Here is a 26,036-nt window from a genome sequence, read left to right on the forward strand (position 1 = left end):
CTCGGTGTTGGGGGTGCCCCCCACGGAGGCGGGGGGCCGAGGCGCCCGGAGCCTGCGACGCGCCTCGGTGTTGGGGGTGCCCCCCACGGAGGCGCTGGCCGGAGGGCGGAGGAGGATAGCCGCCGGCCGCCGGACCACCGGCCCCGTGTCCGGGCCGGTGGTCGTCGTAGGCGGCGGTCTCGGTGCGATGACGTCCGCTCATGGCAGTCGCCGCTAGCCGGCGAACTCGGTGAACTTCGCGTTGCGCAGCCAGACGGAGAACAGGCCGTCGGCGGTACAGAAGCCGCAGGCCGGGCCGCTGAACATGGCGCGGGCGGCCGGGTCGTCGCGGAGCACGAACTGGAGCCAGGCGGTCGTCGGGGCGCGGAACGTGCCGCCGTCGCCGGGCGGGGTGAAGTGCGTCGCGCCCTTGATCTCGGCGAGGACGGCCGGCCGCGCGGAGGAGCGGTCGTAGAAGTCGCGGACCCAGGCCGGGTTGACGATGCTGTCCTTCTCCCCGGCCATGTACATGGTGGGCTGGGTGACCTTCTCCGGCGAGGCGAGGGGGCCCGGCTCGATCGGCAGCACGGCGTCGACCCGGGTGTCGGCCGCGGCGTTGAGCGCGCCCGCGCCGCCCTGCGAGTGCCCGGCGGACACCACGTGCGCCAGGTCCACCTTGCCGTAGTAGGGGCTGGTCGCGGTGGCGTCGCGCTTGGCCAGCAGGTCCAGGCCCTTGCGCATCGCGGTGCCGTCGTTGGACATCGTGGTGTTCGCGGCGGCCACGATGATCCCGTAGCTGGCCCAGTGCTTCAGCAGGCCGTCGTAGGCCGCCGGCGTCGCGCCGGTCCCGTTGCCCCAGATGACCACCGGGAGGCGGGCGCCGGTCGCGCCGAGGTTCTGCGGGCGGTAGATGGTGTGGTTGAGCGGGGTGCTGTCGACGGTCACCGCGTACGGGCCGTCCGCGGCCCAGTCGACGGTGTCGGCGGCGGCGACGGTCCGCGCCGTCGCCGGCGCCGGTCCGGGGGAGAAGGAGACCGCCAGGGCGGCCGTGGCGAGCAGGGGGGTGGTGACCAGCGCGGCGATCCAGGCACGACGGGACATCGGGGGTCCTTCCGGGGGGTGGGAAGTTGCGCGGTGGATCGGGATTCTTCTTCCCACCGGCCCCGAAGTCATGGTGCGGACAATGAGGAAACGAGCGATGCGTTTGTGAGATTGCCCAAACTCCGGCGTCACAGTCCGTTCAGGAGGTCGTGGGCGTTCAGTGCCGCCGCGAGCAGCTGGGCCTGCCGCGGGTCGGCCGGGTCGAGCCCGGTGCGCTGCGCGATGCCGCGCAGCCGGTAGTCCAGCGTGTTGCGGTGGACGTGCAGGTCGTCGGCCGCGAGCCGGCGGTTGTGGCCGTGGCGGACGAACGCGCGCAGCGTCTCGACCAGATCCGGCCGGTCGGCGACGGGCTCCAGCCGGGCGGCGAGCCGGTCCAGGCCGTGGCCGGGACGGGCCAGCTGGTACTCCAGCAGGACGTCGTCCAGAGTGTAGACGCCGGGCGGCCGGCCGAGCCGGGAGACCAGCGCGGCGACCTCGCGGGCCTCCTCGGCCGCGGCCGGGACCAGGTCCCGGCCGGCCGCGTCGGCGACGGCCGCGACGATCGGGCGGTGCGCCGCGCGGCCGACATCGGCCATCAGCCGGGCCAGCGTGTCCGCGGCGCCGCTCCCCGGAAGCAGCGCGTCGACCCCGCGCGGGCTCACCGTGGCCAGCGTGCCGCCGAGGACCTCCTGGACGTCGCGCAGCGCCCGCACCGTCCGCGGCATGCTGTGCTCCAGCCCGCCGAAGCGCAGCACCACGGCCTGGTAGGAGTCGGCCAGCTCGACCCCGGCGCGGACGGCGTAGGCCTCGGCGGGCTCCCCGGCCAGCAGCGCGCCGTGCAGCATCCGCAGCGCCTCCCGCTGCTCGTCGTGCCGCTTCTGCTGGGCCTGGACGTGGGCGACCGTCACCGCCGGGACGACCTCGCGCAGGAACCCGAACAGGTGCCGGGTGATGTGCATGACCTGCGCCGCCTCGTCCTCGCGCGCCTCTTCGGCGACCGCGCGCCAGCACATCTCGATGCCCAGGTGGTGGCCGAGCAGCGCGGCCTCCAGCGGCACCCCCTGCTCGGCCCGGCGGGCCGACAGCTTGATCACCCGCTGCCGTTCCTCCGGGCTCATCGCAGTCCGGCCCTCCCGCAGCTTGTGCGCGCTGAAGCCGATCGCCAGCTCCGCCGAGGGCAGCATGGTCGCGTTCAGGGTCTCGCGGGTCATCGCGGCGTAGTAGGGGATGGCGCGATAGCACTCCTCTGTCACCATGCGCGCGAGCTCGGGCACGTTGCCGCTGTACCAGTCGACGAGTCGAAGCTCCTGCAAGTCGCCTCCCTGCGTAGGGATGCATGGTGGCCGAGGCCGGGTGCCCAGGTCCAGCACGAATGCGCTTCAGTGGACGGCGGGTCGCAGCGTTTCCTCGCACCACTGGCGGAAGGTGGTGGGGGAGGTGTTGCGCGGGGTGCGCGTCACGCCGTGATCCAGGCCGGCGTCCTTGGCCTGGAACATCTCCACCATGCCCTGGGCCACGGCCTCGGACATCCCCGCGCGCAGGAGCCCCGCCCGGAACTTCTCGACCGGGACCTGCCGGTAGCGGACGGGCCGCCGCAGCACCTCGGTCATGATCTGGGCCATGTCGTCCAGGGACAGGTCCTCGGGGCCGAGCAGCGGGACCTCCTCGACCCCGGTCCAGGTGCCGTCCAGCAGCAGGTCCGCGGCGGCCGCGGCGATGTCGCGGACGGCGCACGCGGGCGCCTTGCGGTCGCCGGGGCTGCACGAGACGAACACGCCCTCGTTCTTGATCGGTTCGGCCTGGCGCAGCATGTTGTCCATGAACGTGGGCAGCGCCAGCGCCCGGTAGGCCACGCCGGTGCCCGCGATCAGGTCGTCCATGGCCAGCGACGCGGTCACGTGCCCGGCGTTCGCGGCCATCGGGGTGCCGCGGCCGAGGGCCGACACGCCGACCACCCGCTGGACGCCCTGCTCGGTGAAGGCCGCGCACGCCGGCCGGGTGAAGTCGACGAAGGCCGCGTGCAGGTCGGCGGCGCGGTGGTTCGGCGGCAGCAGCCAGAAGACGGTGTCGGCGCCGGCGAACGCCTTGGCGACCACGTCGGGGTCGCCGTGCGAGCCGGGCACGACCTCGGCGCGTTCGCGCACTTCGCCGGGCAGCCGGGCCGGGTCCCGGGCGATCAGCCGGACGGGGGCGCCGGCGGCCAGCAGGCGGTCGGTGACCAGGCGGCCGATCTGGCCGGTGGGCGCGGTGATGACGATCATCGGTGCTCCTCAAGGAAGGGTTCGCCGCACAGTCAATGCCGTGCCCCGCCGAACCTGAAGGACCGATCCGGACGCGATTGATACCGTGCAGGTATGAATGACCTGGAGGTCCGGCAGCTCCGGTATTTCGTGGCCGTCGCCGAGGAGCTGCACTTCGGGCTCGCCGCCGAGCGGCTCGGCATGGCGCAGCCGCCGCTGTCGCGCGCGATCCGGGACCTGGAGCGGCAGCTCGGCGTCCGGCTGCTGGAGCGCACCACGCGCCGGGTCGCCCTCACCCCCGCCGGGGAGGTCCTGCTCCGCGACGCCCGCACCGCCCTGGACGCGGTCGCGGCCGCCGCCCGCCGCGCCCGGCGGGCCGGCCGGCCCGAACCCGGGCTGCGCCTGGCGCTGAAGGCCGACTACGACGGCGGCCTGCTGCCGCGGATCCTCGCCGCCTACCGGGACGAACCGGCCGCGCTGCCGGTGCGGCTGCTGCTGGGCGGCCGCGACGAGCAGCTCCCGGCGCTGCGCGACGGCCGCGCGGACGTCGCGCTGCTGCCCGCCCCCTTCGACGGGCGCGGGCTGGACGTCGAACCGCTGCTCACCGAGCCCCGCCTGGTGGCGCTGGCGGCGGCCGACCCGCTGGCCGCCCGCCCGTCCCTGCGCCTGGCCGACCTGGCCGGCCGGGTCCTGCCCGACGGCGCCCCCGCCGACCAGGAGGACCGCCCGCCCGCGGCGCCCCGCCCGGACGTGGCGGGCGTCGCGCCCCGGCGCCTGGACCTGGCGCAGATCTTCAACCTGGTCGAACTGGGCGGCCTCGTCTGGTTCCCGCCCGCCTCGCTGGTGCGGCGCCACCCCCGCCCCGGCGTCGTCTACCGGACCGTCGCCGACCTGGCGCCGCTCACGCTCACCCTGGCCTGGCCGCGGGAATCGCGCTCCCCGGCCCTGGCGGCATTCGTCCGCACCGCCACCGCGATAGCGGAAGCCGCCCACCCGGCGTTGGAACCAGGCTAATCTCGGCCCTCAACGCCATTCACCCCGAAATGGGAGGCAGCCAATGGAAGAACGATTCCGGCGTGATTGGGGACTCGAAGCACCGGAGTCGCTTTTCCGGTTCCAGGCCTTCCACCGGTCCCTGGACGCGGTGGAACGGCAGGCCCTGCACGACGACCTGTGGCTCAGTCCGACCGGCATCATGGACCTGTTCGCCGACCCCGGCGCGCAGCCCCGCGACGGCATCGACATCCGGGTGCACTGGCGCTTCTACCGCGACCCGCCCGAGTTCGTCACCTTCATGCACGGCGGCAGCGACGGCCTGCATTACGGCCTGTGGTTCGACGACGACCGCACCTGCTCCGGGGTCGCCTCCTATTACACCAATGACGGCGACGGCATCGACACGACCGCGGCGACCCCGCTGGAAGCGGTGCGCGGATATCTCGAACGCGTCTGGTTCGACCTCGACGACCCCGACGACGGGGAGGGATCGCCTGAGAAACGGTCCCGGCTCGGCCGGCTCCGCGAAAAGCTGACCGCCTTCGAGACCGGGGACCGCGCCGAGATCGGCATGGACTACAACGTCGAATACCAGCCGGCCGTCGTCCCGCCCGTCGACCGGGACCGGATCACGACGCTGGACGGCGCGGGAGCGCTCGTCGCGGGCGAAACGGCACTCGGCCGCCCCGCCCACAACGAGGCCGACGAATACAAGTTCGCGACGTACATGTACGCCCATTTCGACGACGCCGAGGCCCTGGCGGACAGCGTGGCCGAGGCCCGGAGCCGGTGCGCGGCGGGCGACCCGGCCGAGGCCCTGGTCCTCGGCCGCGACCTGCACTGGGCCTCGTTCGGCGACCCGGCCCGCGAGGCCTACGCCAACGAACTCCTCGTCCTGGCCTACACCGCCCTGGACCGGCCCGCCCTCGCGGCCATCGCCGGCGCCCACCACCGCCACCGCTCCCTGGAGTCCGTCGCCGTCCTCTGAGGGGTCAGGAGCGTTCGACCTGGCAGGCGATGCCGTCCAGGACCAGGTCCAGGCCGAGGGAGAAGTCCGCGTCGGCGATCGCGCTGTCGGGGGTGTCCGACGGCGGCGCCTCGAACAGGGGCGAGGAGAACAGGCGGGCCGTCTCGGGGAAGCGCGCCGGGTCGACCAGCCGCATCAGCGCGCGGCCGTAGTCGCGTTCGGCGTCGGCCTGCCCCTGCCCGTCGGCCCGGCCCCGGGCGAGCTCGTCCTCCTGGCGCACCGACTGGGTCACATAGCCGCTGATCAGTGACAGGGCGCCGAGCTTGTGCGCCCAGCCGAGCCGGGTGGGGGCCATGGCGGCCAGCGCGGCCTCCATCCAGGCGATCTGGTTCGGCCCGGAGGGCGGGCCGGAGATCGGCAGGTGCGTCATCCACGGCCGGCGCCGGAACACCGCGCGCAGCGCGCGGGCCCAGGCGCGCAGCCCCTCGCGCCAGTCGGCGGCGTCCAGGCCCGGCGGGGCGCCGAGCGCGTGGTCGGCCATCAGCGTGAGCAGCTCGTCCTTGGACCCGATGTGCCGGTAGAGCGACATCCCGGTGACGCCGAGGCGCTTGCCGATCTTGGGCAGGGTCACGCCGTCCAGGCCCTCGCCGTCGGCGGCCGCCACGGCGGTGGCGACGACCAGGTCGACGTCCAGGGTCGCGGGGCGGCCGAGGCGCGAGGCCTCCGGGATCCGCCACAGCCGGCGCAGCGGCGCCGGAACGCGGTCTTCGCTGGTCATGGCCCCCTCACCCGTCGGCTCCCATCATGGCAGACCCCTATTAGTTTGCCTGTGATACTTTATCAATGAAACTAAGTGCCTCCGGAAGGGACGGCCATGACCACCGACACTCCGACACGCGCGCCGGGCGGACCGGTCCGGCGCGCCGACCGCGCCCTCGCCCCGGACCTGGCCCGGGGCGCGATGCTGCTGATCATCGCGGTGGCCAACGTCGCCGGCGTGGTGTTCGCCGGCGAACCCGGCCTGGCCCCGAGGCCCGAGGGGGCCGACCGCGGCCTCACCTTCCTGCTCTTCGAGCTCGCCCACGCCCGCGGCTACCCGGTCTTCGCGGTGATGTTCGGCTACGGCGTCGTCCAGCTCGCCCGCCGCCAGGACGCCGCCGGCGTGCCGCCCGGCCGGGTCCGCTCGATCCTGATGCGCCGCAACCTCTGGCTGGTGGCCTTCGGGTTCGCCCACGCCGCCCTGCTGTACTACGGCGACTTCCTCGGCGCCTACGGGATCGTCGGCATCGCGATGACCCTGCTGCTGCTGCGCCGGGGCGACAGGTTCCACCGGATCGTGCTGGCGCTCTGGGCGCTGGCGGCGGTCGAGAGCGTCGTGCTCGGCGCCGTCGTGCTGAAGGGGATCCTGGCGAACGACGGCACGGCCTCACTGCCGGTGAAGCACATCGACTCCCTCGCCGCTTCCGGCTACCTCGAGTCCATGCTGGACCGCGTGCGCGAATGGCCGGGGCACACGCTGGCCGTCCTGCCGTTCATCATGATCGCCTGGCTGGGCATGTGGGCCGCCCGCCGCCGCGTCCTGGAGGAGCCGGCCCGGCACCGGGCCCTGCTCCGCCGGACCGCCGTGACCGGGCTCGCCGTCGCCGTCGCCGGCGGCCTGCCGGCCGCCCTGATCGCCGCCGGATGGCTGCACACCGACGCCTCGACGGCCGACCTGGCGCTGCTGCTCCACGGCGCCAGCGGCATGTTCGCCGGCCCCGGCTACGTGGCCGTCTTCGGCCTGGTCACCATGCGGATCACCCGGCCCGGCCCGGTCACCGGAGCCCTCGCGGCGCTCGGCCGCCGCTCCCTGTCGGGCTACCTGTTCCAGTCGGTGGCCTGGCTCGTCCTGCTGGCGCCCTTCACCCTGGCCCTCGCCGGCCGTTTCGGCAGCCCCACGGTCGCCGGGCTGGTGATCGCGGTGATCGTCTGGCTGGCCACCGTCGTGCTCGCCGCCCTGCTCGACAGGCGCGACAAGCCCGGCCCCGCCGAGAAGGTCCTGCGCCGCCTGACCTACGGACCCCGCCCGTAGCGGCCACGACCGCGAACCCCGGATCACCACCGCGCGAGAGGACCCCCTGCCGGAACCGGGCCAAAAGGACCGGCCCGGAGCGTAAGGCTGTAAGAAACGGCACGTCGGACAGGCTGACAACACCGATTCCCTTGTGGGCTCGGGAGCGATCCGTGACGTTGGGATCGCTCCCGAATCTCAGGAGAACCGATGAAGCCGTCCACATGCGCCGCCGCCCTCATGGCGGCCGCCCTGTCCCTGACCGAAGCGCCCGGAGCATCGGCAGCCGTTCCCAGCGTGAACATGGAGGCCGTCGTCAAGGCGGCCCAGATCGACCCGCGGCGGCCCGGCCACACGCCGACGCCGGGCGCCAAGGCCGGCGTGCTCCTCGTCGAGCGGGCGCTGCGCGACCGGCACCTGCTCGACGGCAGGTGGGTCGACGGGTACTTCGGCACCACCACGGTCACCGCCTACGCCAAGTACCAGAGGTCGCTCGGCTACACCGGCCTCATGGCCAACGGCCTGCCGGGCAGGACATCGCTCGCCGAGCTCGGAGCGGGCCGCTTCAAGGTCGCCCACGCCATCGGCCCCGGCGCCCGCGTGCCCGCCGGCGGCGTCGTCATCGACACCCGCACCCGCAGCATGCTGGCCGAGGCGAAACGGCTGTTCGGCCGCGACCTCGTGCTGGACCAGGGCTCCTACAACCCCGGCGGCGACCCCACGTCCGCCGGCACCCACGACGGCGGCGGCGTCGTCGACGTCTCGGTCAAGGGCATGAACGCCGCCACCCGCGTCGCGGCCGCCCGCGCGCTGCGCCGCGCCGGCTTCGCGGCCTGGGTGCGCAGCCCCCGCCAGGGCGCCTGGCCCTGGCACATCCACGCCGTCGCCATCAGCGACACCGACCTGTCCACCCAGGCCCAGCACCAGGTCGGCGACTACTACCTCGGCCAGAACGGCCTCGCCGACCGGGGCCCCGACGACGGACCGAAAGTGACCATCCGCACCTGGGAAGAGTCCCAGGCGCTGCTGCGAGGGAGAACGGCATGAAAACGCTCGGCAAGATCCTCACGACGGCCACCGCGACCGCGCTCGGCGGGACGGTGCTCGCCACCGCCCCGCCCGCCTCGGCGGCGGTCCGCACCAACATGTCGTCGGCGCTGTACGTGGGCGGCGGCGGCCGGATCACCTGCGGCTTCGACGGCTACTCCAGCACGCCCGGCCGGCACGAGGGCATCGACATCGCCCGCCGCATCGGCGCGGACGTCCGCGCCCTGACGGCCGGCAGGCTCATCTACGTCGCCCGCGGCTACACCGGCCGGGCCGGGCTCTCCACGATCGCCGTCTACAACGCCGCGCTGAACAAGACGGTGATCTACCTGCACACCGCGCCGCGCTCGTCCCTGCGCGTGGGCCAGACGATCCGCCGCGGCCAGGTCATCGCCGACGAGTCGTGGCACGGGGTGTCGTCCAGCAGGTCCGCGCACACCCACGTCGAGATGCGCCTCGGCCGGCAGACGCACGCGGCCAAGAGCGTCGGCGACCCGCACCTGGACAACCCGAACCCGACCCGGTTCTGGAACTCCCAGGGCTACAACGTCCGATAACGCCGCGGGGGCTACGGCCGGTCGACGATCACCTGGAAGTTGACCGGCCGGCTCCCGGGGAAGGCGATCCTCCCCGAGGCGTCCACCATCTTGAACCGCGCGTAACACAGGCCCGGCTTCTCCGGCGTAGTGACGTCGGCCCGCACATCGACCGTCCCGCCCGGCCGCGTGTCACCGATCGGCACCTGCACCTCGGTCCGGCACTGGTCGGCCTGCTGCGGAAGATCGAGGCGAAGCAGCGAATACCCCTTCCATCGCACGTTCCCGGTGTTCCTGAGCCGCCACACCTTGGCAACGGTCCGTCCCGGCCCCACGTGCGAGCAGTCGGGCAACGTGACATCGGCGACGAACCGGGCCGCATCCCCCGCATGAGCCGGCCGGGCCGCCACCGCCTGCGGCGCCCGCACCGGGCAGACGGGCGGGGGCGCAGCCCCCGAAGCGCTCCGGTCGGGCGGGGAACCCCGGTCGACAAAGATCGCCACCCCCACCCCGGCCGCCACGAGCACGGCACCGCCCAAAAGCGCCGGCCACAACCACCCGCGCCCTTCCGGCGCAGGCACATCCTCGTCGACCGGCTGCGGCCCGATGGCGATGATGCGCACAGCCTGCAGCTCCGCACCGGAGGCCGCGGCTTCAGCGGGCGGATGGGCCACCGGAACGCCCGCCAGAGGCGCCTGCTCCCCGGCCGACCTGACGGCGAGGTTCGCCGTGTCCCAGCGCTCGCGGTATTCGGCCGGATCGGCGCCGCACGCCTTGACGAACTCGGCGGTGGTGCCCCAGCTCGGAAGCCGGTTCCCCTTCGTGGCCTCGTGCAACGTCGTATGGGAGATAGCCCCGGATCGCCCGGACATTTCCCGAAAAGAAGGGTTCCCAACGGACATACGCAGTTCCCGCAAGGTCGCCGCGAACTCCGCGACCGCCTCCGCCCGTGCACGCATGCCGTCGTCCACCGGCCGAAGCTAACAGCGCCCCCGCCCCTCCCTCAAGGCTCTACCCGACACCGACAGGTACGACGGGGCGGTAAGCCCGCATTGAACACTTTCCGCCGCCCCTCCAAGGTCACCGCCCCGGCCGGCGCGGGCTTCATGCAGCGCGCCCAACAACACCGCTGCACATCTGGGAGTGCCCAGACGCTTGTGCGCCGCCGCCGACCCCACGCCTAGCGGCGCATCCCCAGCGAGCGAGCGGGCCGACGCCCGACTGAAGTCCTGCCTCCTTCTGGGGAAGCAGCGCTGTCGCCCACACCGGTTCGAACACCTGGCCAAAGCCAACCTGGTGCCTCACTCTTGCGGACTTCGGGCCGCCTCCCGCTAAAGAGCCGCCGCGGGTGGAGGGCCGGACGCCATAAGGGGCCACAAGTAAAGGCCGAACCTAAACGGAACCCGGGGAAAACAGACCAAAGAAGAGTCCGAATTTCTCTTCGGCGTTCTCGTAGGCCGTGGCGAAGATTTCGACGTCGCACGGCCTTCGGCTGCTGTGATCGGCCGTTACGGGTGGTGTGCCGGGGTCGTGCTCATGTGCCAGCCGTCGCAGCGTGGTCCGAGGAGGTCGGTGGACCAGCCGGCGAGGTCGACGGCCGCGTCGTAGACGGCGTCGCCGAACGCCACGATGGCCCGGTGCGGGTCGGGTGCCTCGCGCAGGACGCGCCAGGGCAGCTGGACCAGGCCGGCGGCGGAGTTCCAGGTCGCGCCGTCGACGCCCCAGGAGCGGCCGTCCATGCCGTCGGGCTGCGGCCAGATGTAGGCGTACATGCCCGGGTCGGTCTCGGCGTCGCCGAGGGAGAAGCCGACCGAGACGTACTCGGTCAGCTCGCCGTTCTGCTGGAACGCCGGGAGGTCCCGGCGCGGGGTGGTGCGATGCGGGCGGTACCGCGTCGCGGACAGGTCGAAGCCGCCCCACATGACGCCGACGCGCGGGCGATGGCCCTGGAAGGGGGCCTGCCACGCCTCCAGGCCCGCGGCGGCCAGGTCGAAGGCGCGCCAGACGAGACGGGCGGCGCCCGCGTCCCAGGGGCGGTGCTCGCGGTCGTCCTCGAACTTCGGCGCGGACCCCGGGATCTCGCAGATCCGGGTCGAGCGCGGCGCCGGGATGCCGAGCTCCGCCGCCGCTTCGCGGAACGCGACGAAGCGGTCGGCCACCGAGTGGTCCGCCAGCGGCAGCGTGGCCGAGCCGCTGTCGGCCTCGATGAGCATGTCGCCGTCGAGCAGCCGGTAGTGCACGGCGAAGGCGACGTCGCCCTGCCGGTAGGTGGGTGTCCGCAGGCCTCGCGGGGTGACGTCGAGGACGACGTTGCCCCAGCCGGTCTCAAAGGGCATGTCGAGGGAGTATTTACCGCCGATCTGCACCAGCGGATTCAGGTATTCGACCAGCGGCCCCACCCTCTCCCAGGAGAGCTCCGGCCACACGTCACTTCTCCCGCCCATACGCGCCTTCCCCCTCCGGAAGCTGCCCTCCCTCACCCCTGTATCCGCCCGCGAGCCCTCCGAATGCCTCAAGCAGCCCAAATCTCCCTGCGGTCAGCCGTCCGCGCCCACGATCACGCTGTCCAGCAGCGCCAGCAGGACCTGCTTGACCGACGCGCGGTCGCGCGCGTCGCAGGGCACCAGCGGGATCCGGTCCGGGACGCCGAGCGCTTCGCGCACCTCCTCGGTGTCGTAGCGGCGGCCACCGGGGAACTGGTTGATCCCGATCGCGATCGGGATGCCGGTCTCCTCGAAGAAGTCCAGTGCGGGGAACGCCTGGTCGATACGGCGCGTGTCCAGCAGGATCACCGACCCGATCGCGCCCTCCACCAGGTCGTCCCACAGGAAGGCGAACCGCTCCTGGCCCGGCGTGCCGAACATGTAGAGCACGACGCCCTCGTCCAGGGTGATGCGGCCGAAGTCGAAGGCGACCGTCGTGGTGGTCTTGGTGGCGACCCCGCCGGTGTCGTCGATGCCCGCCGCCGCCTCGGTCATGGCCGCCTCGGTGGTGAGCGGCCGGATCTCGGAGACGGCGCCGACGAAGGTGGTCTTGCCGACCCCGAAGCCGCCGGAGACGATGATCTTGGCGGAGAGGACGGGGCCGTCGGCCACCGGCGGGTCAGAGCGCACGGACACCGTCGCGGATCCTCTCCAGCAGGGCCAGGGACGGATGGCCGGGGGAGTGCGGCACGGTGACGTGCCGGTGCACGGTGACCAGGCCCTCGGCGATGAGGTCGGCGACCAGCACGCGGGCCACCCCGACCGGGACGCGCAGCAGGTGGGCCGCCTCGGCGACGGCCAGCGGGCGCTGGCACGCCTCCACGATGCGCCGCCGCTCGAAGCCGAGCGGCGCCGAAAGGGCCGCGGGCAGCGCGGTGATCATGGTCTCGACCCGCAGCCGGCCGTCGACGGGGCGGGTCCGGCCGCCGGTGACGATGAACGGGCGCACGAACCCGTCGGCGTCGGGATCGGGGTTCCAGCGTTCGGGCCCGCTCATCGCGACGCCCGATCCCGCCGGAGGACCCCGTTCTTCAGCTCGGTCACCGTCCGCGGGGTCAGCAGCGCGCCGAAGCGGTCGCACAGCGCGGCCATCTCATGGCCGACCAGCCCGAGGTCGCAGCCTCCCGCGGCCACCACGCCGAGGCAGCTGCCGTCCGAGATGGCCGACACCAGCAGGAACCCCCGGCGCATCTCGATCATCACGAGCTTCAGCCCCGCGAAGTCGTAGTGCCGCGAGGCGCTGCGCGCCAGGCTCGTCACGCCCGACACGATCGCGCCGAGGTGCTCGGCGCCCGCCCGGTCCAGCCCCTCCGACATGGCCATCAGCAGCCCGTCCGACGACACCGCCACCGCGTGGACGACGCCGTCGGTCTCCCGGACGAAGCTGCCCAGCAGCCAGTTGAAGCTCTGTGCCTCCGACATCATCGCTCTCCTGTTCTCTCGTCACGCGGACGCGCGGGCGGGCCGGCCTCCGTGGCCCGGTGAACGCCCGAGCGGAAGGCGTCGAGCATCGACCGCACCTGGTCCGGTGTGCGTTCCGGTTCCGCATGGGGCGGGTGCTCCGGCGGCGGCGCGGGCCGTTGCGGCCTGCGGAGCGCGCCTTCGCGCGGCCGGCGTTTCGCCAGCCCGTTGCGGGTCGTCGCGACGTCGTCCGGCGGGTCCGCGGCGGGGGCGGGCGCCGCGGCCGCGGCGGCGCGCTCCGGCGTGCCGCCGGAGGGCGGGGGCGCCGCCATCGCGGCGACGGGTTCGGGCGCCGGCCGCCCGGCCGGCGCCAGCACGCTCCCGGGGAGCGCGATCCGGGCCGTGACGCCGTTCAGCGGGGAGTCGTGCAGCCACACCTTGATGCCCAGGCGTTCGGCGAGGCGGCCCACGACGTAGTGCCCGAGATCGCGCGCCGGCGCGACCAGGAAGCTCTGCTCGCCGCGCAGGCGGGCGTTGGCCGTGGCCATCGCCTCGGCGTCCATGCCGAGGCCCTGGTCCACGATCGCGATGTGGTAGGACGAGCCGTCGCTGCGCGCGTGCACCTCCACCTCCCGGTCGGGGGGCGAGAACGTCAGCGCGTTCTCGACGAGCTCGGCGAGCAGGTGCGCGATCTCGGCCGCCACCGTCCCCTTGACCGCGGCCTCGTCGGCGCGGCGCAGCAGGACCCGGCGGTAGTCCTCGACCTCGGCGAACGCCGCGCGCAGGACGTCGCCCACGGGGACCGTTCCCGTCGCGCGGCGGGGGCTGTGCTCGCCCACCAGGACCAGCAGGCTCTCGGCGTTGCGGCGCATGCGCGTGGCCAGGTGGTCGAGCTCGAAGAGGTTCGCGAGCGCGCCCGGGTCCTCCTCCTCGCGTTCCAGCGCGCTGATGAAGCCGAGCTGGCGGCGGACCAGGTTCTGGTTGCGGCGCCCGAGGTTGGCCAGCGACTCGGCGGTGTTGTGCCGCATGACGGCCTGCTCGGCCGCGAGCCGCACCGCCGTCCGCTGCAGGTCGTCCAGCGCCTCGGCGACGTCGGCGAACTCGTCGGCCCGCCGGGTCAGCCGGGAACGCGGCAGGTCGGGCACCACCGAGCCGGGGTCCTCGGCGGCCTGGATGCGCGCCACGGCCGCGGGCAGCCGGCGCTCGGCCGTCTCGTGCCCCTCGGCCGCCAGCAGCCGCAGCGGCCGGACGATCGAGCCGAAGGCGTACAGCCACAGCAGGACGGCCGTCACCAGCGTGGCCGCGGCCGCACCGGCGTAGAGCGCCAGGGTCCGGCGCGCGCCGGCCTCGATCCGCAGCGCGCGGGCCCGCACGTCCTCGCCGATCGCGTGCTGGACGGTGCGCAGGTCGTCGACCAGCGTGGTCATCGCCGCCCACCACCTGGCCGGGGCGAGCCGGAGGCGCTGCCCCGCCGCCCCGTCGAGGGCGCGCTGCTCGTAGGCCGCGGCGGCGATCGCCTGGGGCGTCCGCTCGGCGCCCTCCAGGGCCGCGGCCCGCCGGGGCGCGGCCACCCGGCGGAACCGGGCCAGCGCGTCGAGCTTGGCGGCGCGGACCTGGGCGAACCGGAGGTAGTCGTCCTGGGTGAACCGGCCCGCGGCGAAGACGCCGTTGAGGTGGCCGCGCTCCAGGGCGGTGGCCTCCTTGGCCTCGCCCAGCACGCCGAGGGCCTCCAGCCCCAGCCGGAGCGTGCGGTCCTCGCGGCCGGCGGAGGCGTCCGCGGACACGGTGTTCAGCGCCGTGACGGCGGCGGTGTAGTAGTCGAGCGCGGCGGCGCGCCGCGTCCGGCCCGCGTCGATCGAGCCGCGGACGGCGCCCAGCGTGCCGAGCCGGCCGAGCGCCTCCCGGACGGCCCGCGGCACCGCGCCGCCGGTGTCGCCGAGGCGCCGGTCCAGTGCCGCGCGGGCCCGGTCGGAGGCGCGGCGCTGGGCGTCCACCTGCGGGCGGTACTGCCCGGCGCCGCCGAGCAGGCCGCTGGTCACCCCGCGTTCGCGCTGCAGCGAGTGGACCAGGTCCTGCACGGCCAGGATCAGCTCGATGTCCGACACGGCCGTGCCGGCGTCCGCGGCCACCCGGAACCGCCCGGCGACGCCGAGGCCCGCCAGCGCGATGAGCAGCGCCGTGGGCAGGGCCAGGATGATCCCCAGCCGGGCGCGGATGGTGCGCGCCGGGGCCAGCAGCCGGCGATCGCGCTCGGCCGGCGCGCCGTGGCCGTGCTCCGATCCCCGTTTTCTGGCGGGTGCGCGATGGCGGGGGCTCATACCCCGTCCTCAGCAGACTCGGCCTTCATCCACCCGATCCCCCTCATGGCCTGGGAGCGGCCGGGAACGTCCGCAGCGGCCCCGGCGGCTCGCAGCGACGCTAGGACCAGGGGATTTCAGGGCTGTTGCACGGTTGTGTTGAACGCATGGCGGGGCCATCACACGCCGGATACGGGCTCTGTGGCTTCCGTCATGGGGGTATCGCCCGCCCGGTGAATTCGAATGCGGCCCGAGTTCGACCGTCCGTTTGTTCACTCGAATTAACACCCCTGATCGACAGACTTGACTGTCCCTTGACTCTCGTCGGCGATAATCCTGCACGGGAGCCCCATATCTGGCGGTTTCTGACATCGATAGCGGTCCGCTCTGGGATCGCCGCCTAGGAGGACTTTTGTCTGTCCGATTGCGCCATTCCCGCCCGCCCTTATGGGCGGCCCGGCCGGTTCGCCGGCTGCTGGTCGCCGTCACCCTCGCCGTGACCAGCACGATCGCCGTGGTGGCCACCGCAGGCCCGGCCCTCGCCAACGAGTACTACAACAGCATTGAGGACGCGGCCCCCGCCAATGTCGACTGGATGAGCCGGGTCCCCGGCGACAAGAGCCTGGCCGACCTCTCCGTTCCCGGCACGCACGAAAGCGTCGCGTTATGCGGGTACCGCCGGGTCGACGGTGGCTGTGACCCGCTCAGCACCAGCATCTCCAAGACGCAGCAGGACTTCGGCTTCGGCGCCCCCACCCTGGGCAGGCAGCTCGACGCCGGGATCCGGGCCCTCGACATCCGGCTCCGGGTGAGCAAGGACGACGCCCTGAGCCTCACCGTCCACCACGGCACGTATTACCAGCAGGTCAACTTCAACGACCTCCTCGTCAAGCTCCGCGAGTTCCTCACCGCGCACCCGCGCGAGACGGTCTTCCTCAGCCTCAAGTTCGAGTGCGAGGGCGGCACCGCCTCCTGCTCGGACGCGGACGGCTATGCCGACAACACCTGGCGCCTGAAGGTCCTGCGGGGCTACCTGGAGGGCAAGCAGTGGACCGGCCAGGGGGACGAGACGCGGCCGGCCACCGATTTCGGCGGCCTCTTCTGGGGGCCGTCCGTCACCGGCGTCAGCCAGGCGGCCACTCCCACGCTCGGTGACGTGCGCGGCAAGCTGGTGCTCCTGGAGCTTCGCGGCCCCCACGGCGGCTACTTCGACGGTTACGGCCTGAAGCAGGTCCAGGCGGGCCAGAACCACGAGAACAACGAGTACGTCCAGGACGACTACAACGTCCCGCAAATCGACGACATCAACGACAAGTGGGAGAAGGTCCGCACTCACCTGCGCAAGACCAACGGGGTCTGGGACGCCAACCGCGGTGAGCAGGGACAGGCCTACAAGCCCGAGGCGATCTACCTCAACTACACCAGCGGCACCGGCTCGGGCGCCCACCCCTTCACCGTGGCCGGCGGCTCACCGACCGCGAACGGCGTCAACGAGTTCCTGATCCAATGCCTGCACAACACCAACGGCCGGTGCCCGGAGTTCTATCCGGGACGGTCCGGCAACTTCGGCGGCCGGACGTCGATGGACCGCGCCGGCATCGTCATGATGGACTTCCCCGGCGGGCGGTTGATCGGCGACATCATCGCGCTCAACAGGTTCGGGCCCGACCCGGTGACCGCCAACGGCGGCGTCGGCGACCCGATGGAGGAGCACCCCGGCGGTGACGACGGTGGCGCCCGGCCGGCCGCGTCCGGCGACTGCCGCCCGGACGGGATGACCCCCACCCCCGGCGTCGCGACCCCGTACTGCAGGATCTACCAGGGCGACGGCCGTGAGTGGCTCGGCCAGGGCCGGCCGCGGCGGGTGGTCGCCTACTTCAACGGCGGCCGCACCGGCGCCGACGGCACCCCGCACTACCTGGTCAAGAACATCCCGTGGTCCAAGGTCACGCACCTCAACTACGCCTTCGCCACCGTGGCGGACGACCAGATCTCGGTCGGCCCGGCGAACGCCGACAACCCGGCCATCGGCATGCAGTGGCCCGGTCAGCCCGGCGCCGAGATGGACCCGTCGCTGCCCTACAAGGGCCACTTCAACCTGCTCACCAAGTACAAGAAGCTGCACCCGCGGGTGAAGACCCTGATCTCGGTGGGCGGCTGGGCCGGTTCCGGCGGCTTCTACGCGATGACCACCAACGCCGACGGCACCGTGAACCAGGGCGGGATCACCACCTTCTCGAACTCGGTGGTCGCCTTCCTGCGCACCTACGGCTTCGACGGGGTCGACATCGACTTCGAGTACCCGACGGTCCTCGACGGCACCGGCAACCCCGCGGACTGGAGCACGGCCGAGCCGCGGCGCCAGGGCCTGCCCGCCGGATACACCGCGCTGATGAAGACGCTGCGCGAGACCCTGGACCGGGCCTCGGCGGCCGACGGCAGGTACTACATGATCACCTCGGCGTCGTCGGCCTCCGGCTACCTGGTCCGCGGCATGGCCAACCAGCAGGGCCTGCGCTACCAGGACTTCACCAACCTGATGGCCTACGACTACCACGGCACCTGGAACGACGTGGTGGGCCCGAACGCCGCGCTCTTCGACGACCACAAGGACCCCGAGCTGGCCGATCTCTACAACACCCCGGAGTACGGCGGCATCGGCTACTTCAACACCGACTGGGCGCTGAAGTACCTGCGCGGTGCGTTGCAGGCCGGGCGGGTCAACATCGGCGTGCCGTACTACACGCGCGGCTGGAAGAACGTCACCGGCGGCACGAACGGCATGTGGGGCACATCGTCGAAGAGCGGCTGCGAGCCGGGGACCGGCGTCCGCCGGCCGTGCGGTGACGGCGCGGTCGGCATCGACAACATCTGGCACGACAACGCGTCCGGCGGCGGGGAGCTCGGCTCGGGCACCAGCCCGCTGTGGCACGCCAAGAACCTGGAACACAACATCCTCCCGAAGTACGCGCCCAACGTCGGCCTCACCCCGGACACGGACGAGGCCGACCGCCTCAGCGGCACCTACACCCGTTACTGGGACGACACGACGAAGACGGCGTGGCTGTGGAACAACGGCAAGAAGGTGTTCCTGTCCACCGAGGACGAGCAGAGCGTCGACGCCGTCGCCGAGCTGGTCCGCTCGACCGGCGCGGGCGGCGTGATGATGTGGGAGCTCGGCGGCGACTACGCGTGCCCGCAGAACGTGGACGCCGCGCACCCGTGCGGCATGGGCTACACGCTCACCACCCGGCTCAACGACGCGCTGGGCAACGCCGGCGCGTACGACCCCCGGCGCAGCTCCGGCAGCAGTGCCGCGGTGCCCGGGCAGACCGCCGCCCTCACCGTCGACCTGGTGAACTACCCGACCCGGGCCGCGAACCTGTGGCCGCTCACCCCGACACTGCGGATCACCAACAACACCGGGCGCACCATCGGCGGCGGCAAGGACACGAAGCTGTCCTTCGACATCCCGGCGTCCACCTCGTCCTTGATCAAGGACGGTTACTGGCAGACCGGCGCCCAGGGCGGCCAGTGGCAGATCACCACCGGGACGACGTTCCACCGGATCAGCACCACGCTGGACTACTGCCAGATCATCCCGGCCGGCCAGAAGCTCGACCTGCCGATCATCTACTACCTGCCGGTCACCGGGCCGGTGAACACCACGTTCTCGGTCGGCGGCACGTCCTTCGCGCCGGTCACCGACGGCCTGCGCGGCGTCCCCGCCGGGACGGTCCCGGCCGGCGGCTGCGGCGCTCCGGCATGGGACGGCGCCAAGGTCTACAACCCGGCCGCACAGCCGATCGAGGAGACCACCGTGACCTACAACGGCAAGGTCTGGAAGGCCAAGTGGTGGACCCAGAACAACGCCCCCGGCACGGGTCCCGACGCGGACCACGAGCCGTGGAAGCTGGTGGGGCCGGCCGGCTGACGGCGCGTTAGCGCGCAACCGCCGGGGGAGGCCCGGCCCGCTCCGATCATCAGAGCGGGCCGGGCCTCGTGGGTCAGCGGCGGAAAGCGTAGACGGTGGTGTCGGCGTCGCACGGGGCGGGCGGGACGACCTCGACGCGCAGCAGGCCGGTGGCGCGGTCGTAGTCGACGCCTTCGGTCTCGAACTCGCCGGTGCACTTGCTGATCAGCGGGACCTGGCCGAGCGAGGTCACGCGGGCGGTGGTGTCACCGGCGCGCAGCGGCCGGTGCAGCTTGATCTGGAGCAGCTGCTTGGTGGTCGGGAACAGGTCGGTGCCGGTGTCGTCGGTCGCGCAGACCAGCGTGGTGGGGTTGACGAAGTCGCAGCCCTGGACGTCGCGGACCGGGCGGTCCAGCTTGATCTGGCCGGCGAGCCGGAGCGTTCCACCGGTGCGGGCGGTCGCGGGGTTGAGGATCGGCGTGGGCAGCACCAGCAGGCGGTCCATCGTGCCCCACTCGCCGCTGACCAGCCACTGGCCGTCGGGGGAGACGGCGGCGTAGGAGTTGTTCATCAGCTCGCCGGGGGCCAGCGGGTGGACGTACCGGTACTGCTTCCCGCCGGGCGTCGTGACGTAGAACATCTTCGCGGCGGGGTCGGCGGCGGTCCACTGGTAGGCGTCGAAGATGTGGCCCCGGGCGGAGTCGGGGTCGCCGACGTGGCCCCAGCCCGCGGCCCGCAGCGAGTCGGGCACCGTGCCGTTCCCGGCGAAGTGCAGCCCCTTGCCGGCCACGGTGGTCAGGCCCTGGTTGGCGAGGGACGACGGCTGCTCGGTGCTGCCGGCCGGCTTCCAGGGGCCGAGCCGGGAGTCGTCGGCCGCGGCCGTCCCGGCGAAGGTGAGGACGAGCGCGGCGGCGGCCGTCAGGCAGCGCGCGATACGTGATCTGAACATGGCGCGCAGCCTGGCGCCCGCGCGTTGCCGCCCGATGAACCCTGTCCCGATAACGGGTGTTTTTCGATGAATGATCACCTCTTGTACCCCGGGCCGTCGTTTCGCTCGCCTACGTTCTGGCCGACACAGATTTGTTATCGAGGAGCCGTCCGTGGGACACGATCACCACCACCATCAGGCCAGTGGGCCCTATGCCGACCAGGCCGTCCCGGACGGCGAGCTGCCGCCGGGCGAGCTGGCGCGCCGCCGCTTCCTCCAGCGGCTCGGCCTGGTGGGCGCGGCGGCGGCCGGCAGCGGCCTGCTGGCGGGCCCCGCGGCGGCGGCCGGCCCGCGCCCCGCGCGCCCCGTGCCGCCCGCCCCCGCCCCCGGGCGGCTGCGGTGGCTCGCCGGGGACCACCACGTCCACACGCAGTCCAGCTACGACGCGATGCACACGGTCGCCCAGCAGGTCACCAGCGGCCGGCGGCACGGCCTGGACTGGATGGTGATCACCGACCACGGGCACGTGGCGCACGAGAAGTTCGCGGTGAAGCAGACCTACGCCGACGTCCTCAAGGCCCGTGCCGCCAACCCGTCGATGCTGCTCTGGCAGGGACTGGAATGGAACGTGCCATCGGGTGAGCACGCCACGGTCTTCTTCGACGCCGCCAAGGACGAGATCACCGCGCTGCACGCCTTCGAGAGGCTCTTCGACGGCAACGTCAACGGGACCAACCACACCTCCGACGCCAACGAGGCGACCGCGCTGGCCGCGCTGCGCTGGCTGTCGGGCCAGATCGACCGGGGCGCCATCGACTCGGCCCTGATGATCGCCAACCACCCCAGCCGCAACGGTCGGTACACCCCCCACGAGTTCCGCAACTACCGCGACACCGCCCCGCACATCGCGGTCGGCATGGAGGGCTCGCCCGGCGCCCAGAACGACGGCGGGCACCGCGGCGGGTACGGCAACGCCCCGGGCAACGACTCCTGGAGCGGCTGGCCGTCGGAGTCCTACCGCACGTTCGGCGGCTTCGACTGGATGACGGCCAGGCTCGGCGGCCTGTGGGACGCCATGCTCGCCGAGGGCCGGGGCTGGTGGATCACCAGCAACTCCGACATCCACCAGGCCAACGGCAGCACGCTCGTCCGGCCCGACACCCCGGGCGACTGGTACGACACCCACGGCCGCTACCCCGACCCGGTGGACGGCGGCACGCCGCAGGAGCACGCCGACTTCTGGCCGGGCGAGTTCAGCCGCACGGTCGTGGGCGCCGCGTCGCACACCTTCCGCGGGGTCATGGACGGGATCCGCGCGGGCCGCGTCTGGGTGGGGATGGGCGGCCTGGTGTCCGCGCTGGACGTGCGCGTCCACGCGCAGGGCGGCGGGCAGCCCGCCACGCTGGGCGGGCGGGTGCGCGTCCGGCGGGGCGGCGACGTCACGGTCCGGATCTCGGTGCGCCTGGCCACCGAGCCCAACACCACGGGCCGGATCCCCCGGCTGGCGCGGCTCGACCTGATCCGCGGCGCCGTCACCGGCCCGGCCGCCGACCGCGACTCCTTCACCAACCCGGACGTGTCGGTCGTCCAGTCCTTCACCCCGTCCGGCCGCGCGACGGAGCTGCACTTCGAGCACCGGTTCCGCAACGTCCGCGACCCGTTCTACGTGCGGCTGCGCGGCACCGACGGCAACCGGTCGAACGGGCTGGAGCCGATGATGGACGTGCAGGGCGCCGCCGCCCCGTGGGACGACCTGTGGTGCTACGCCAACCCGGTCTTCGTGGACGTCGCGTGACCGTCCTCGGCGTGAACACGGGCCGGCGCGACCGGGCGGCGCTGGAGAGCCTGGTGCTGGAGGTCGTGCCGGACCCGTTGCTGTTCTGCACGCACCCGGTGCGGGACGGGCACGCACACCACGCGGCGTCCGTAGAACTCGTACCGGAAGCCGCCGAGCGGGCCGCCCAGGCATTCCTGGCCCGAGGAGCGACGGTGGCGCTGGCCGACGAACTGCGCGGACCAGCCGAGCACGCCCGCGGAGCCGCCCTCGCCCTCGCGGCGCACCGGCGCACGGGCCGGGCCGTGCGGTTCCCCGGGCAGCACCTGCTGCGCGGCACGCTGACGGTCGAGCAGGCCCTGGCGACGGGCGCGGTGGACCGGATCGAGTCGCTCGGCGGACCGCTGCCGCCCGGCACCCTGCTCGTCACGCACGATTTCGTCCGGCCCGTGTTCCGCGAGGGGGAACTGGTCCTGGAGGTGACCCCGGCGGCGAAGGGGGTGATCCCGTTCGAGCTGGAACACCAGGACATCTGCGGCCACTGACCCTGATGAATGAACGAAGCCCCAGGTCAAAGACCTGGGGCTTCGTTCATTCCATGGTGTCCGAGGGGGGACTTGAACCCCCATGCCCCGTAAAGGGCACTAGCACCTCAAGCTAGCGCGTCTGCCTATTCCGCCACCCGGACGAGGTGTGCACGCCGCAGCGCTGTGCGGCGGGCTTCACCATACCAAAGGTCCTGAGTCGCGGCGAAGTCGATCGACGGGGCACCATGGTCGGGTACGTGTGATCCCAGGCGCGAAGGTGATGACTGTGGCCCACCAGCCGACCGCGGCGGACGAGGTCGTCCGGATCTGCCAGGAGCTGATCCGGATCGACACCAGCAACCCCGGGGACAACTCCGGGCCCGGGGAGCGGGTGGCGGCCGAGTACGTCGCCGCGCAGCTCGCCGAGGTGGGGCTGGAACCGCAGCTGTTCGAGTCGCATCCGAAGCGGACGAGTCTCGTGGTGCGGATCGAGGGGGAGGACCCGGGCCGGGACGCGCTGCTGCTGCACGGGCACCTCGACGTGGTGCCGGCGCGGCAGGAGGACTGGACCCGGGATCCGTTCGGGGGCGAGATCGCCGACGGGTGCGTCTGGGGCCGCGGGGCCGTGGACATGAAGGACATGGACGCGATGATGCTCGCCGTCGTCCGGCAGCGGATGCGGGAGGGGCGGCGCCCGCCGCGGGACGTGGTGCTGGCGTTCCTGGCCGACGAGGAGGCCGGCGGCGAGTGGGGCGCCCAGTGGCTCGTGCGGGAGCACCCCGAGCTGTTCGAGGGGTGCACCGAGGCCGTCGGGGAGGTCGGCGGGTTCAGCCTGACCGTGCCCGGCGACCGGCGGATGTACCTGATCGAGACGGCGGAGAAGGGCATCGCGTGGATGAACCTGACCGCGCGGGGGACCGCCGGGCACGGGTCGATGGTGCATCCCGACAACGCGGTGACGGCGCTGGCGGGCGCGGTGGCCAGGCTGGGGGAGCACGACTTCCCGATCCGGATGACCAAGACGGTGCGAGCCTTCCTGGAGCGGGCCTGCCTGGCGTACGGGGTGGAGTTCGACCCGGACGACCCCGAGAAGTGCCTGGTGGAGATGGGGCCGCTGGCGCGGATGATCGGGGCGACGCTCCGCAACACGCTGAACCCGACCCGGCTGGATGCCGGATATAAGACGAATGTCATTCCGCAGAGCGCGACCGCTCAGGTGGACGGCCGGTATCTGCCCGGTTATGAGGCGGAATTCTTCGCCACCGTGGACGAACTTCTCGGACCGGACGTCCAGCGCGATTTCATCTACAACGACGTCGCCCTGGAGACCGACTACGAGGGGGCGCTGGTCGCGGCCATGGAGGCCGCCCTGCTCGCCGAGGACCCGGGCGCGCTGCCGGTGCCGTACTGCCTGAGCGGCGGGACGGACGCCAAGCACTTCGCCAAGCTCGGCATGCGCTGCTTCGGGTTCGCGCCGCTGCGACTGCCGCCGGAATTGGACTTTTCTGGAATGTTCCACGGAATCGACGAGCGGGTGCCGGTGGACGGGCTGCGCTTCGGGGCAAAGGTCCTCGACGACTTCCTCGGCCGCTCCTGAAAGTTCTTCCTCGAATTGACCTACCGGCTGCGTTCCGTGGTGCTACGGTCACCATTCGTAGGGGCCGGGTTGACCCACCCTTGACGTATCCGGCGGCTCTCGAGGAGAACCTGTGGCCAGCGACTCGGTGGTGGGCGCGATCCGCGCCCTGCTGCGGAGCCGTGCCGTCCACCGCCTCCTGGTGCTCGCCGGGATCGTGACGGCCGGGTGGCTGCTCGGCGGCGCCGCGCACGCGGCGCACGCCGACGGCCCGCCGGTGCCGGACGCCTCGCGCGTCACGGCCGGCGTGCCCATGGTCGGCGGCACCCTGCGTGCCGTCGGTGACGGCGCTTCGCGCGCCGTTCACGACGGCGCCGTGCGTGCCGTTCAGGACGGCGCTTCGCGCGCCGTCCGGGCCGTCAGGCCCGCGGTCTCCCCACCGGTCCGGGACGGGGCCGGGCGTCCGGGCGCCGGGCGGAACGCCCGTCGCCCGGAGCCGAGGCCGGGTGCCTCTTGGACTTCGCGGCGTCCCGCCGAGCGGGCGCTCGGCGGCCCGGCGGTGCGCGCCGCGCATCACCGGCCCGCCGCCACGGGGGCGTCCAAGGCCACCCGGACGAGGCCGGTCCCCGCCGCTGCGAGGGCTTCCGCGCAGCCGGCGCAGACCCCGCCCGTCCCCGTCCCGGCGCCCGCGCAGGCGGGCTCGCTGTCGCCGGTCACCGGACCGGTCCCGCTCGGCGGGATCACCGGCCCGCCGGCCCGCGGCCCCTGGGCGCCCACGCGCCCGGCGGGTGTGCTCCTGCGCGCTTCCGGCGCGGTTCCCCCGGCCGTCCGCACCGCGGCGGACGAGCCGTCCTTCGCGCCCGACTAGGCGCCGGTCCCCGACCCTGCGTCGCCGTGCCCGAGCGGCTCGGACCGGCGTGCGGGGTCTCCGCCCTTCCCACACGCGTGCCGACGACGCACGCCCACTTCAGCAACCCTTCGAATGGAGCAACCCATGCGTACCTGGGTTTCCGGCACCGCTCGTGCCGCCCTTCTCACCGCCGGTTTCGTCGCGCTCGGCGCGTCCGCCACCCCCGCCTTCGCCGACGGGCAGCACACCTCCGGCGCGAACGGCGTCCTCTCCGGCAACCAGATCAACGCCCCGATCAGCATCCCGGTCAACGCCTGCGGCAACGCCGTCGCGATCCTCGGGATGGCGAAGGCCGGCTGCGAGGGCGGCGCGACCGTCCACGGCGGCGGCGGGGGCGGGCAGAAGAACTCCGGCAAGAACGGCGACCTGTCCGGCAACCAGGTGAACGCCCCGGTCGGCGTGCCGGTGAACGTGTGCGGGAACGCGGTCGCGATCCTCGGATTGGCGAAGGCCGGCTGCGAGGGCGGCGCCGACGTCCACAATGGCGGCCACGGTGGCCAGACCAACAACGGCAAGAACGGCGTCGGCTCCGGCAACCAGGTCAACGCCCCGATCTCCGTGCCCGTCAACGTGTGCGGCAACGCGGTCGCGATCCTCGGATTGGCGAAGGCCGGTTGTGTCGGCGGCGCGTCCGTCCACAACGGCGGCGGTGGCGGAGGGCAGAAGAACTCCGGCACGAACGGCGTCGTGTCCGGCAACCAGGTGAACCTGCCGGTCGGCGTGCCGGTCAACGTCTGCGGCAACGCGGCCGCGGTGCTGGGCAAGGCCGCCGCCGGGTGCGTCGGCGGCGCCGACGTGCACAACGGCGGCCACGGCCCCGGCGGGCATCCCGCGCCCAAGCCGCACCACCCGAAGCCCAAGCCCCACCACGGCAAGCCGGGCCACCACCACGGCAAGCCCGGGCACCACTGCGACGAGCACCGCGCCGCGTCCCGCCGGGCCGCCACCCCGGTCCCGGTCCGCGGCGGCGATGACGACGGCGTGCCCGTGCTGAGCGGGGTGAAGGTGCCGGCCCTGTCCAAGCCGCCCGTCACCGGCAACGTCAAGGCGCCGGAGATCGGCGGTCTGCCCGCGATGAGGCCCGTCGCCGCCGCGACGCCCATGCAGGAGGAGAAGGGCGTCCTGTGGATCGCTGCCGCAGCGGCGCTGTCGGCGATGACCGGCGCGTTCGGCCTGTCCCGCCGGTTCCGCCGCCGCTGAGCCCGCGTCCGGCCCGGTGAACCCCGCCGGGCCGGACGCGCGGACGCTCCGTCCGTCCCGGTGGCGCGGAACCGGGGCGGGCGGAGCCGTCACGCAAGAGGAAGACCATGGTCACCCGACGTCATGGCGTTC

The 26,036-nt window shown here is 73.1% G+C and carries 22 protein-coding genes and 1 tRNA gene; 11 read left to right on the top strand and 12 right to left on the bottom strand.

Annotated elements, in window-relative coordinates:
• Nucleotides 1-213: 213 nt before the first annotated feature.
• From ACRB68_RS19660 to ACRB68_RS19670, 3 genes are all read right to left on the bottom strand, one after another.
• The gene (locus ACRB68_RS19660; protein ID WP_153534183.1) at nucleotides 214-1,080 is read right to left on the bottom strand and encodes a poly(ethylene terephthalate) hydrolase family protein; all 867 of its coding nucleotides are present in this window, start codon (nucleotides 1,078-1,080) and stop codon (nucleotides 214-216) included.
• 128 nt (nucleotides 1,081-1,208) lie between these two features.
• A complete protein-coding gene (locus ACRB68_RS19665; RefSeq protein WP_153534185.1) occupies nucleotides 1,209-2,372 on the bottom strand; it encodes a PucR family transcriptional regulator in 1,164 nt (387 codons plus the stop codon).
• Between the two features lie 66 nt (nucleotides 2,373-2,438).
• A complete protein-coding gene (locus ACRB68_RS19670; RefSeq protein WP_153534186.1) occupies nucleotides 2,439-3,320 on the bottom strand; it encodes an NAD(P)H-binding protein in 882 nt (293 codons plus the stop codon).
• A 93-nt stretch (nucleotides 3,321-3,413) separates the two neighbouring features.
• Here ACRB68_RS19670 and ACRB68_RS41390 point away from each other — a divergent pair, with 93 nt between their 5' ends.
• Both ACRB68_RS41390 and ACRB68_RS19680 read left to right on the top strand, forming a co-directional pair.
• Nucleotides 3,414-4,313, top strand: coding sequence for a LysR family transcriptional regulator (locus tag ACRB68_RS41390; RefSeq protein ID WP_153534188.1), 900 nt, complete (start codon nucleotides 3,414-3,416; stop codon nucleotides 4,311-4,313).
• 43 nt (nucleotides 4,314-4,356) lie between these two features.
• The gene (locus ACRB68_RS19680; protein WP_153534190.1) at nucleotides 4,357-5,283 is read left to right on the top strand and encodes an ADP-ribosylation family protein; all 927 of its coding nucleotides are present in this window, start codon (nucleotides 4,357-4,359) and stop codon (nucleotides 5,281-5,283) included.
• A 4-nt stretch (nucleotides 5,284-5,287) separates the two neighbouring features.
• Here the strand turns inward: ACRB68_RS19680 and ACRB68_RS19685 are convergent, their stop codons facing one another.
• Nucleotides 5,288-6,040, bottom strand: coding sequence for a TetR/AcrR family transcriptional regulator (locus tag ACRB68_RS19685; RefSeq protein WP_153534192.1), 753 nt, complete (start codon nucleotides 6,038-6,040; stop codon nucleotides 5,288-5,290).
• A gap of 96 nt (nucleotides 6,041-6,136) precedes the next feature.
• Here ACRB68_RS19685 and ACRB68_RS19690 point away from each other — a divergent pair, with 96 nt between their 5' ends.
• From ACRB68_RS19690 to ACRB68_RS19700, 3 genes are all read left to right on the top strand, one after another.
• Nucleotides 6,137-7,333 carry a DUF418 domain-containing protein gene (locus tag ACRB68_RS19690; RefSeq protein WP_153534193.1) on the top strand — a complete coding sequence of 399 codons (1,197 nt, stop codon included), beginning with the start codon at nucleotides 6,137-6,139 and terminating at the stop codon, nucleotides 7,331-7,333.
• Between the two features lie 189 nt (nucleotides 7,334-7,522).
• A complete protein-coding gene (locus tag ACRB68_RS19695) occupies nucleotides 7,523-8,359 on the top strand; it encodes a peptidoglycan-binding protein (protein WP_153534195.1) in 837 nt (278 codons plus the stop codon).
• Nucleotides 8,356-8,916: a M23 family metallopeptidase gene (locus ACRB68_RS19700; RefSeq protein WP_153534197.1), complete on the top strand. Its 561-nt coding sequence runs from the start codon at nucleotides 8,356-8,358 to the stop codon at nucleotides 8,914-8,916. Before ACRB68_RS19695 ends, ACRB68_RS19700 begins: the two co-directional genes overlap by 4 nt.
• An 11-nt stretch (nucleotides 8,917-8,927) precedes the next feature.
• Here ACRB68_RS19700 and ACRB68_RS19705 read toward each other — a convergent pair whose 3' ends face one another.
• From ACRB68_RS19705 to ACRB68_RS19730, 6 genes are all read right to left on the bottom strand, one after another.
• Nucleotides 8,928-9,866 carry an NBR1-Ig-like domain-containing protein gene (locus ACRB68_RS19705; RefSeq protein WP_153534200.1) on the bottom strand — a complete coding sequence of 313 codons (939 nt, stop codon included), beginning with the start codon at nucleotides 9,864-9,866 and terminating at the stop codon, nucleotides 8,928-8,930.
• 537 nt (nucleotides 9,867-10,403) lie between these two features.
• Entirely contained in the window at nucleotides 10,404-11,321 is a 918-nt protein-coding gene (locus ACRB68_RS19710) for a DUF5996 family protein (RefSeq protein WP_207709740.1), read from the bottom strand.
• Nucleotides 11,322-11,432: 111 nt separating this feature from the next.
• Complete coding sequence (locus ACRB68_RS19715; RefSeq protein WP_328594434.1) at nucleotides 11,433-12,014, bottom strand: GTP-binding protein; 582 nt, start codon at nucleotides 12,012-12,014, stop codon at nucleotides 11,433-11,435.
• Nucleotides 11,998-12,375 (bottom strand): DUF742 domain-containing protein, encoded by a 378-nt coding sequence (locus ACRB68_RS19720; RefSeq protein ID WP_153534204.1) that lies wholly within the window; start codon nucleotides 12,373-12,375, stop codon nucleotides 11,998-12,000. The genes ACRB68_RS19715 and ACRB68_RS19720 overlap by 17 nt, the downstream gene beginning before the upstream one ends.
• Nucleotides 12,372-12,803: a roadblock/LC7 domain-containing protein gene (locus ACRB68_RS19725; protein ID WP_153534206.1), complete on the bottom strand. Its 432-nt coding sequence runs from the start codon at nucleotides 12,801-12,803 to the stop codon at nucleotides 12,372-12,374. Before ACRB68_RS19725 ends, ACRB68_RS19720 begins: the two co-directional genes overlap by 4 nt.
• On the bottom strand, nucleotides 12,800-15,097 hold the full coding sequence (locus tag ACRB68_RS19730; RefSeq protein WP_153534208.1) for a sensor histidine kinase: 2,298 nt from the start codon (nucleotides 15,095-15,097) through the stop codon (nucleotides 12,800-12,802). Before ACRB68_RS19730 ends, ACRB68_RS19725 begins: the two co-directional genes overlap by 4 nt.
• Nucleotides 15,098-15,572: 475 nt before the next feature.
• On the opposite strand from ACRB68_RS19730, the gene ACRB68_RS19735 reads away from it, so the two are divergent.
• Nucleotides 15,573-19,010, top strand: coding sequence for a phosphatidylinositol-specific phospholipase C domain-containing protein (locus tag ACRB68_RS19735; RefSeq protein WP_194293371.1), 3,438 nt, complete (start codon nucleotides 15,573-15,575; stop codon nucleotides 19,008-19,010).
• Nucleotides 19,011-19,083: 73 nt separating this feature from the next.
• On the opposite strand, the gene ACRB68_RS19740 is transcribed toward ACRB68_RS19735, so the two are convergent.
• Nucleotides 19,084-19,938: a hypothetical protein gene (locus ACRB68_RS19740; protein WP_153534211.1), complete on the bottom strand. Its 855-nt coding sequence runs from the start codon at nucleotides 19,936-19,938 to the stop codon at nucleotides 19,084-19,086.
• Between the two features lie 151 nt (nucleotides 19,939-20,089).
• Between ACRB68_RS19740 and ACRB68_RS19745 the strand changes: the two genes are divergently transcribed.
• Nucleotides 20,090-21,712, top strand: coding sequence for a CehA/McbA family metallohydrolase domain-containing protein (locus tag ACRB68_RS19745; RefSeq protein ID WP_235959447.1), 1,623 nt, complete (start codon nucleotides 20,090-20,092; stop codon nucleotides 21,710-21,712).
• Nucleotides 21,713-21,723: 11 nt separating this feature from the next.
• Nucleotides 21,724-22,236: a hypothetical protein gene (locus tag ACRB68_RS19750; protein ID WP_153534213.1), complete on the top strand. Its 513-nt coding sequence runs from the start codon at nucleotides 21,724-21,726 to the stop codon at nucleotides 22,234-22,236.
• Between the two features lie 54 nt (nucleotides 22,237-22,290).
• Here the strand turns inward: ACRB68_RS19750 and ACRB68_RS19755 are convergent.
• A tRNA-Leu gene (locus tag ACRB68_RS19755) sits at nucleotides 22,291-22,379 on the bottom strand.
• Between the two features lie 119 nt (nucleotides 22,380-22,498).
• Between ACRB68_RS19755 and ACRB68_RS19760 the strand changes: the two genes are divergently transcribed.
• From ACRB68_RS19760 to ACRB68_RS41395, 3 genes are all read left to right on the top strand, one after another.
• Nucleotides 22,499-23,815, top strand: coding sequence for a M20/M25/M40 family metallo-hydrolase (locus ACRB68_RS19760; RefSeq protein WP_153534216.1), 1,317 nt, complete (start codon nucleotides 22,499-22,501; stop codon nucleotides 23,813-23,815).
• A gap of 112 nt (nucleotides 23,816-23,927) precedes the next feature.
• The gene (locus ACRB68_RS19765) at nucleotides 23,928-24,662 is read left to right on the top strand and encodes a hypothetical protein (protein ID WP_153534218.1); all 735 of its coding nucleotides are present in this window, start codon (nucleotides 23,928-23,930) and stop codon (nucleotides 24,660-24,662) included.
• A 126-nt stretch (nucleotides 24,663-24,788) separates the two neighbouring features.
• On the top strand, nucleotides 24,789-25,904 hold the full coding sequence (locus ACRB68_RS41395) for a chaplin family protein (protein ID WP_194293372.1): 1,116 nt from the start codon (nucleotides 24,789-24,791) through the stop codon (nucleotides 25,902-25,904).
• Nucleotides 25,905-26,036: the final 132 nt, after the last annotated feature.

It is taken from the genome of Actinomadura macrotermitis (assembly GCF_009604375.1).
GTDB classification, from domain to species: domain Bacteria; phylum Actinomycetota; class Actinomycetes; order Streptosporangiales; family Streptosporangiaceae; genus Spirillospora; species Spirillospora macrotermitis.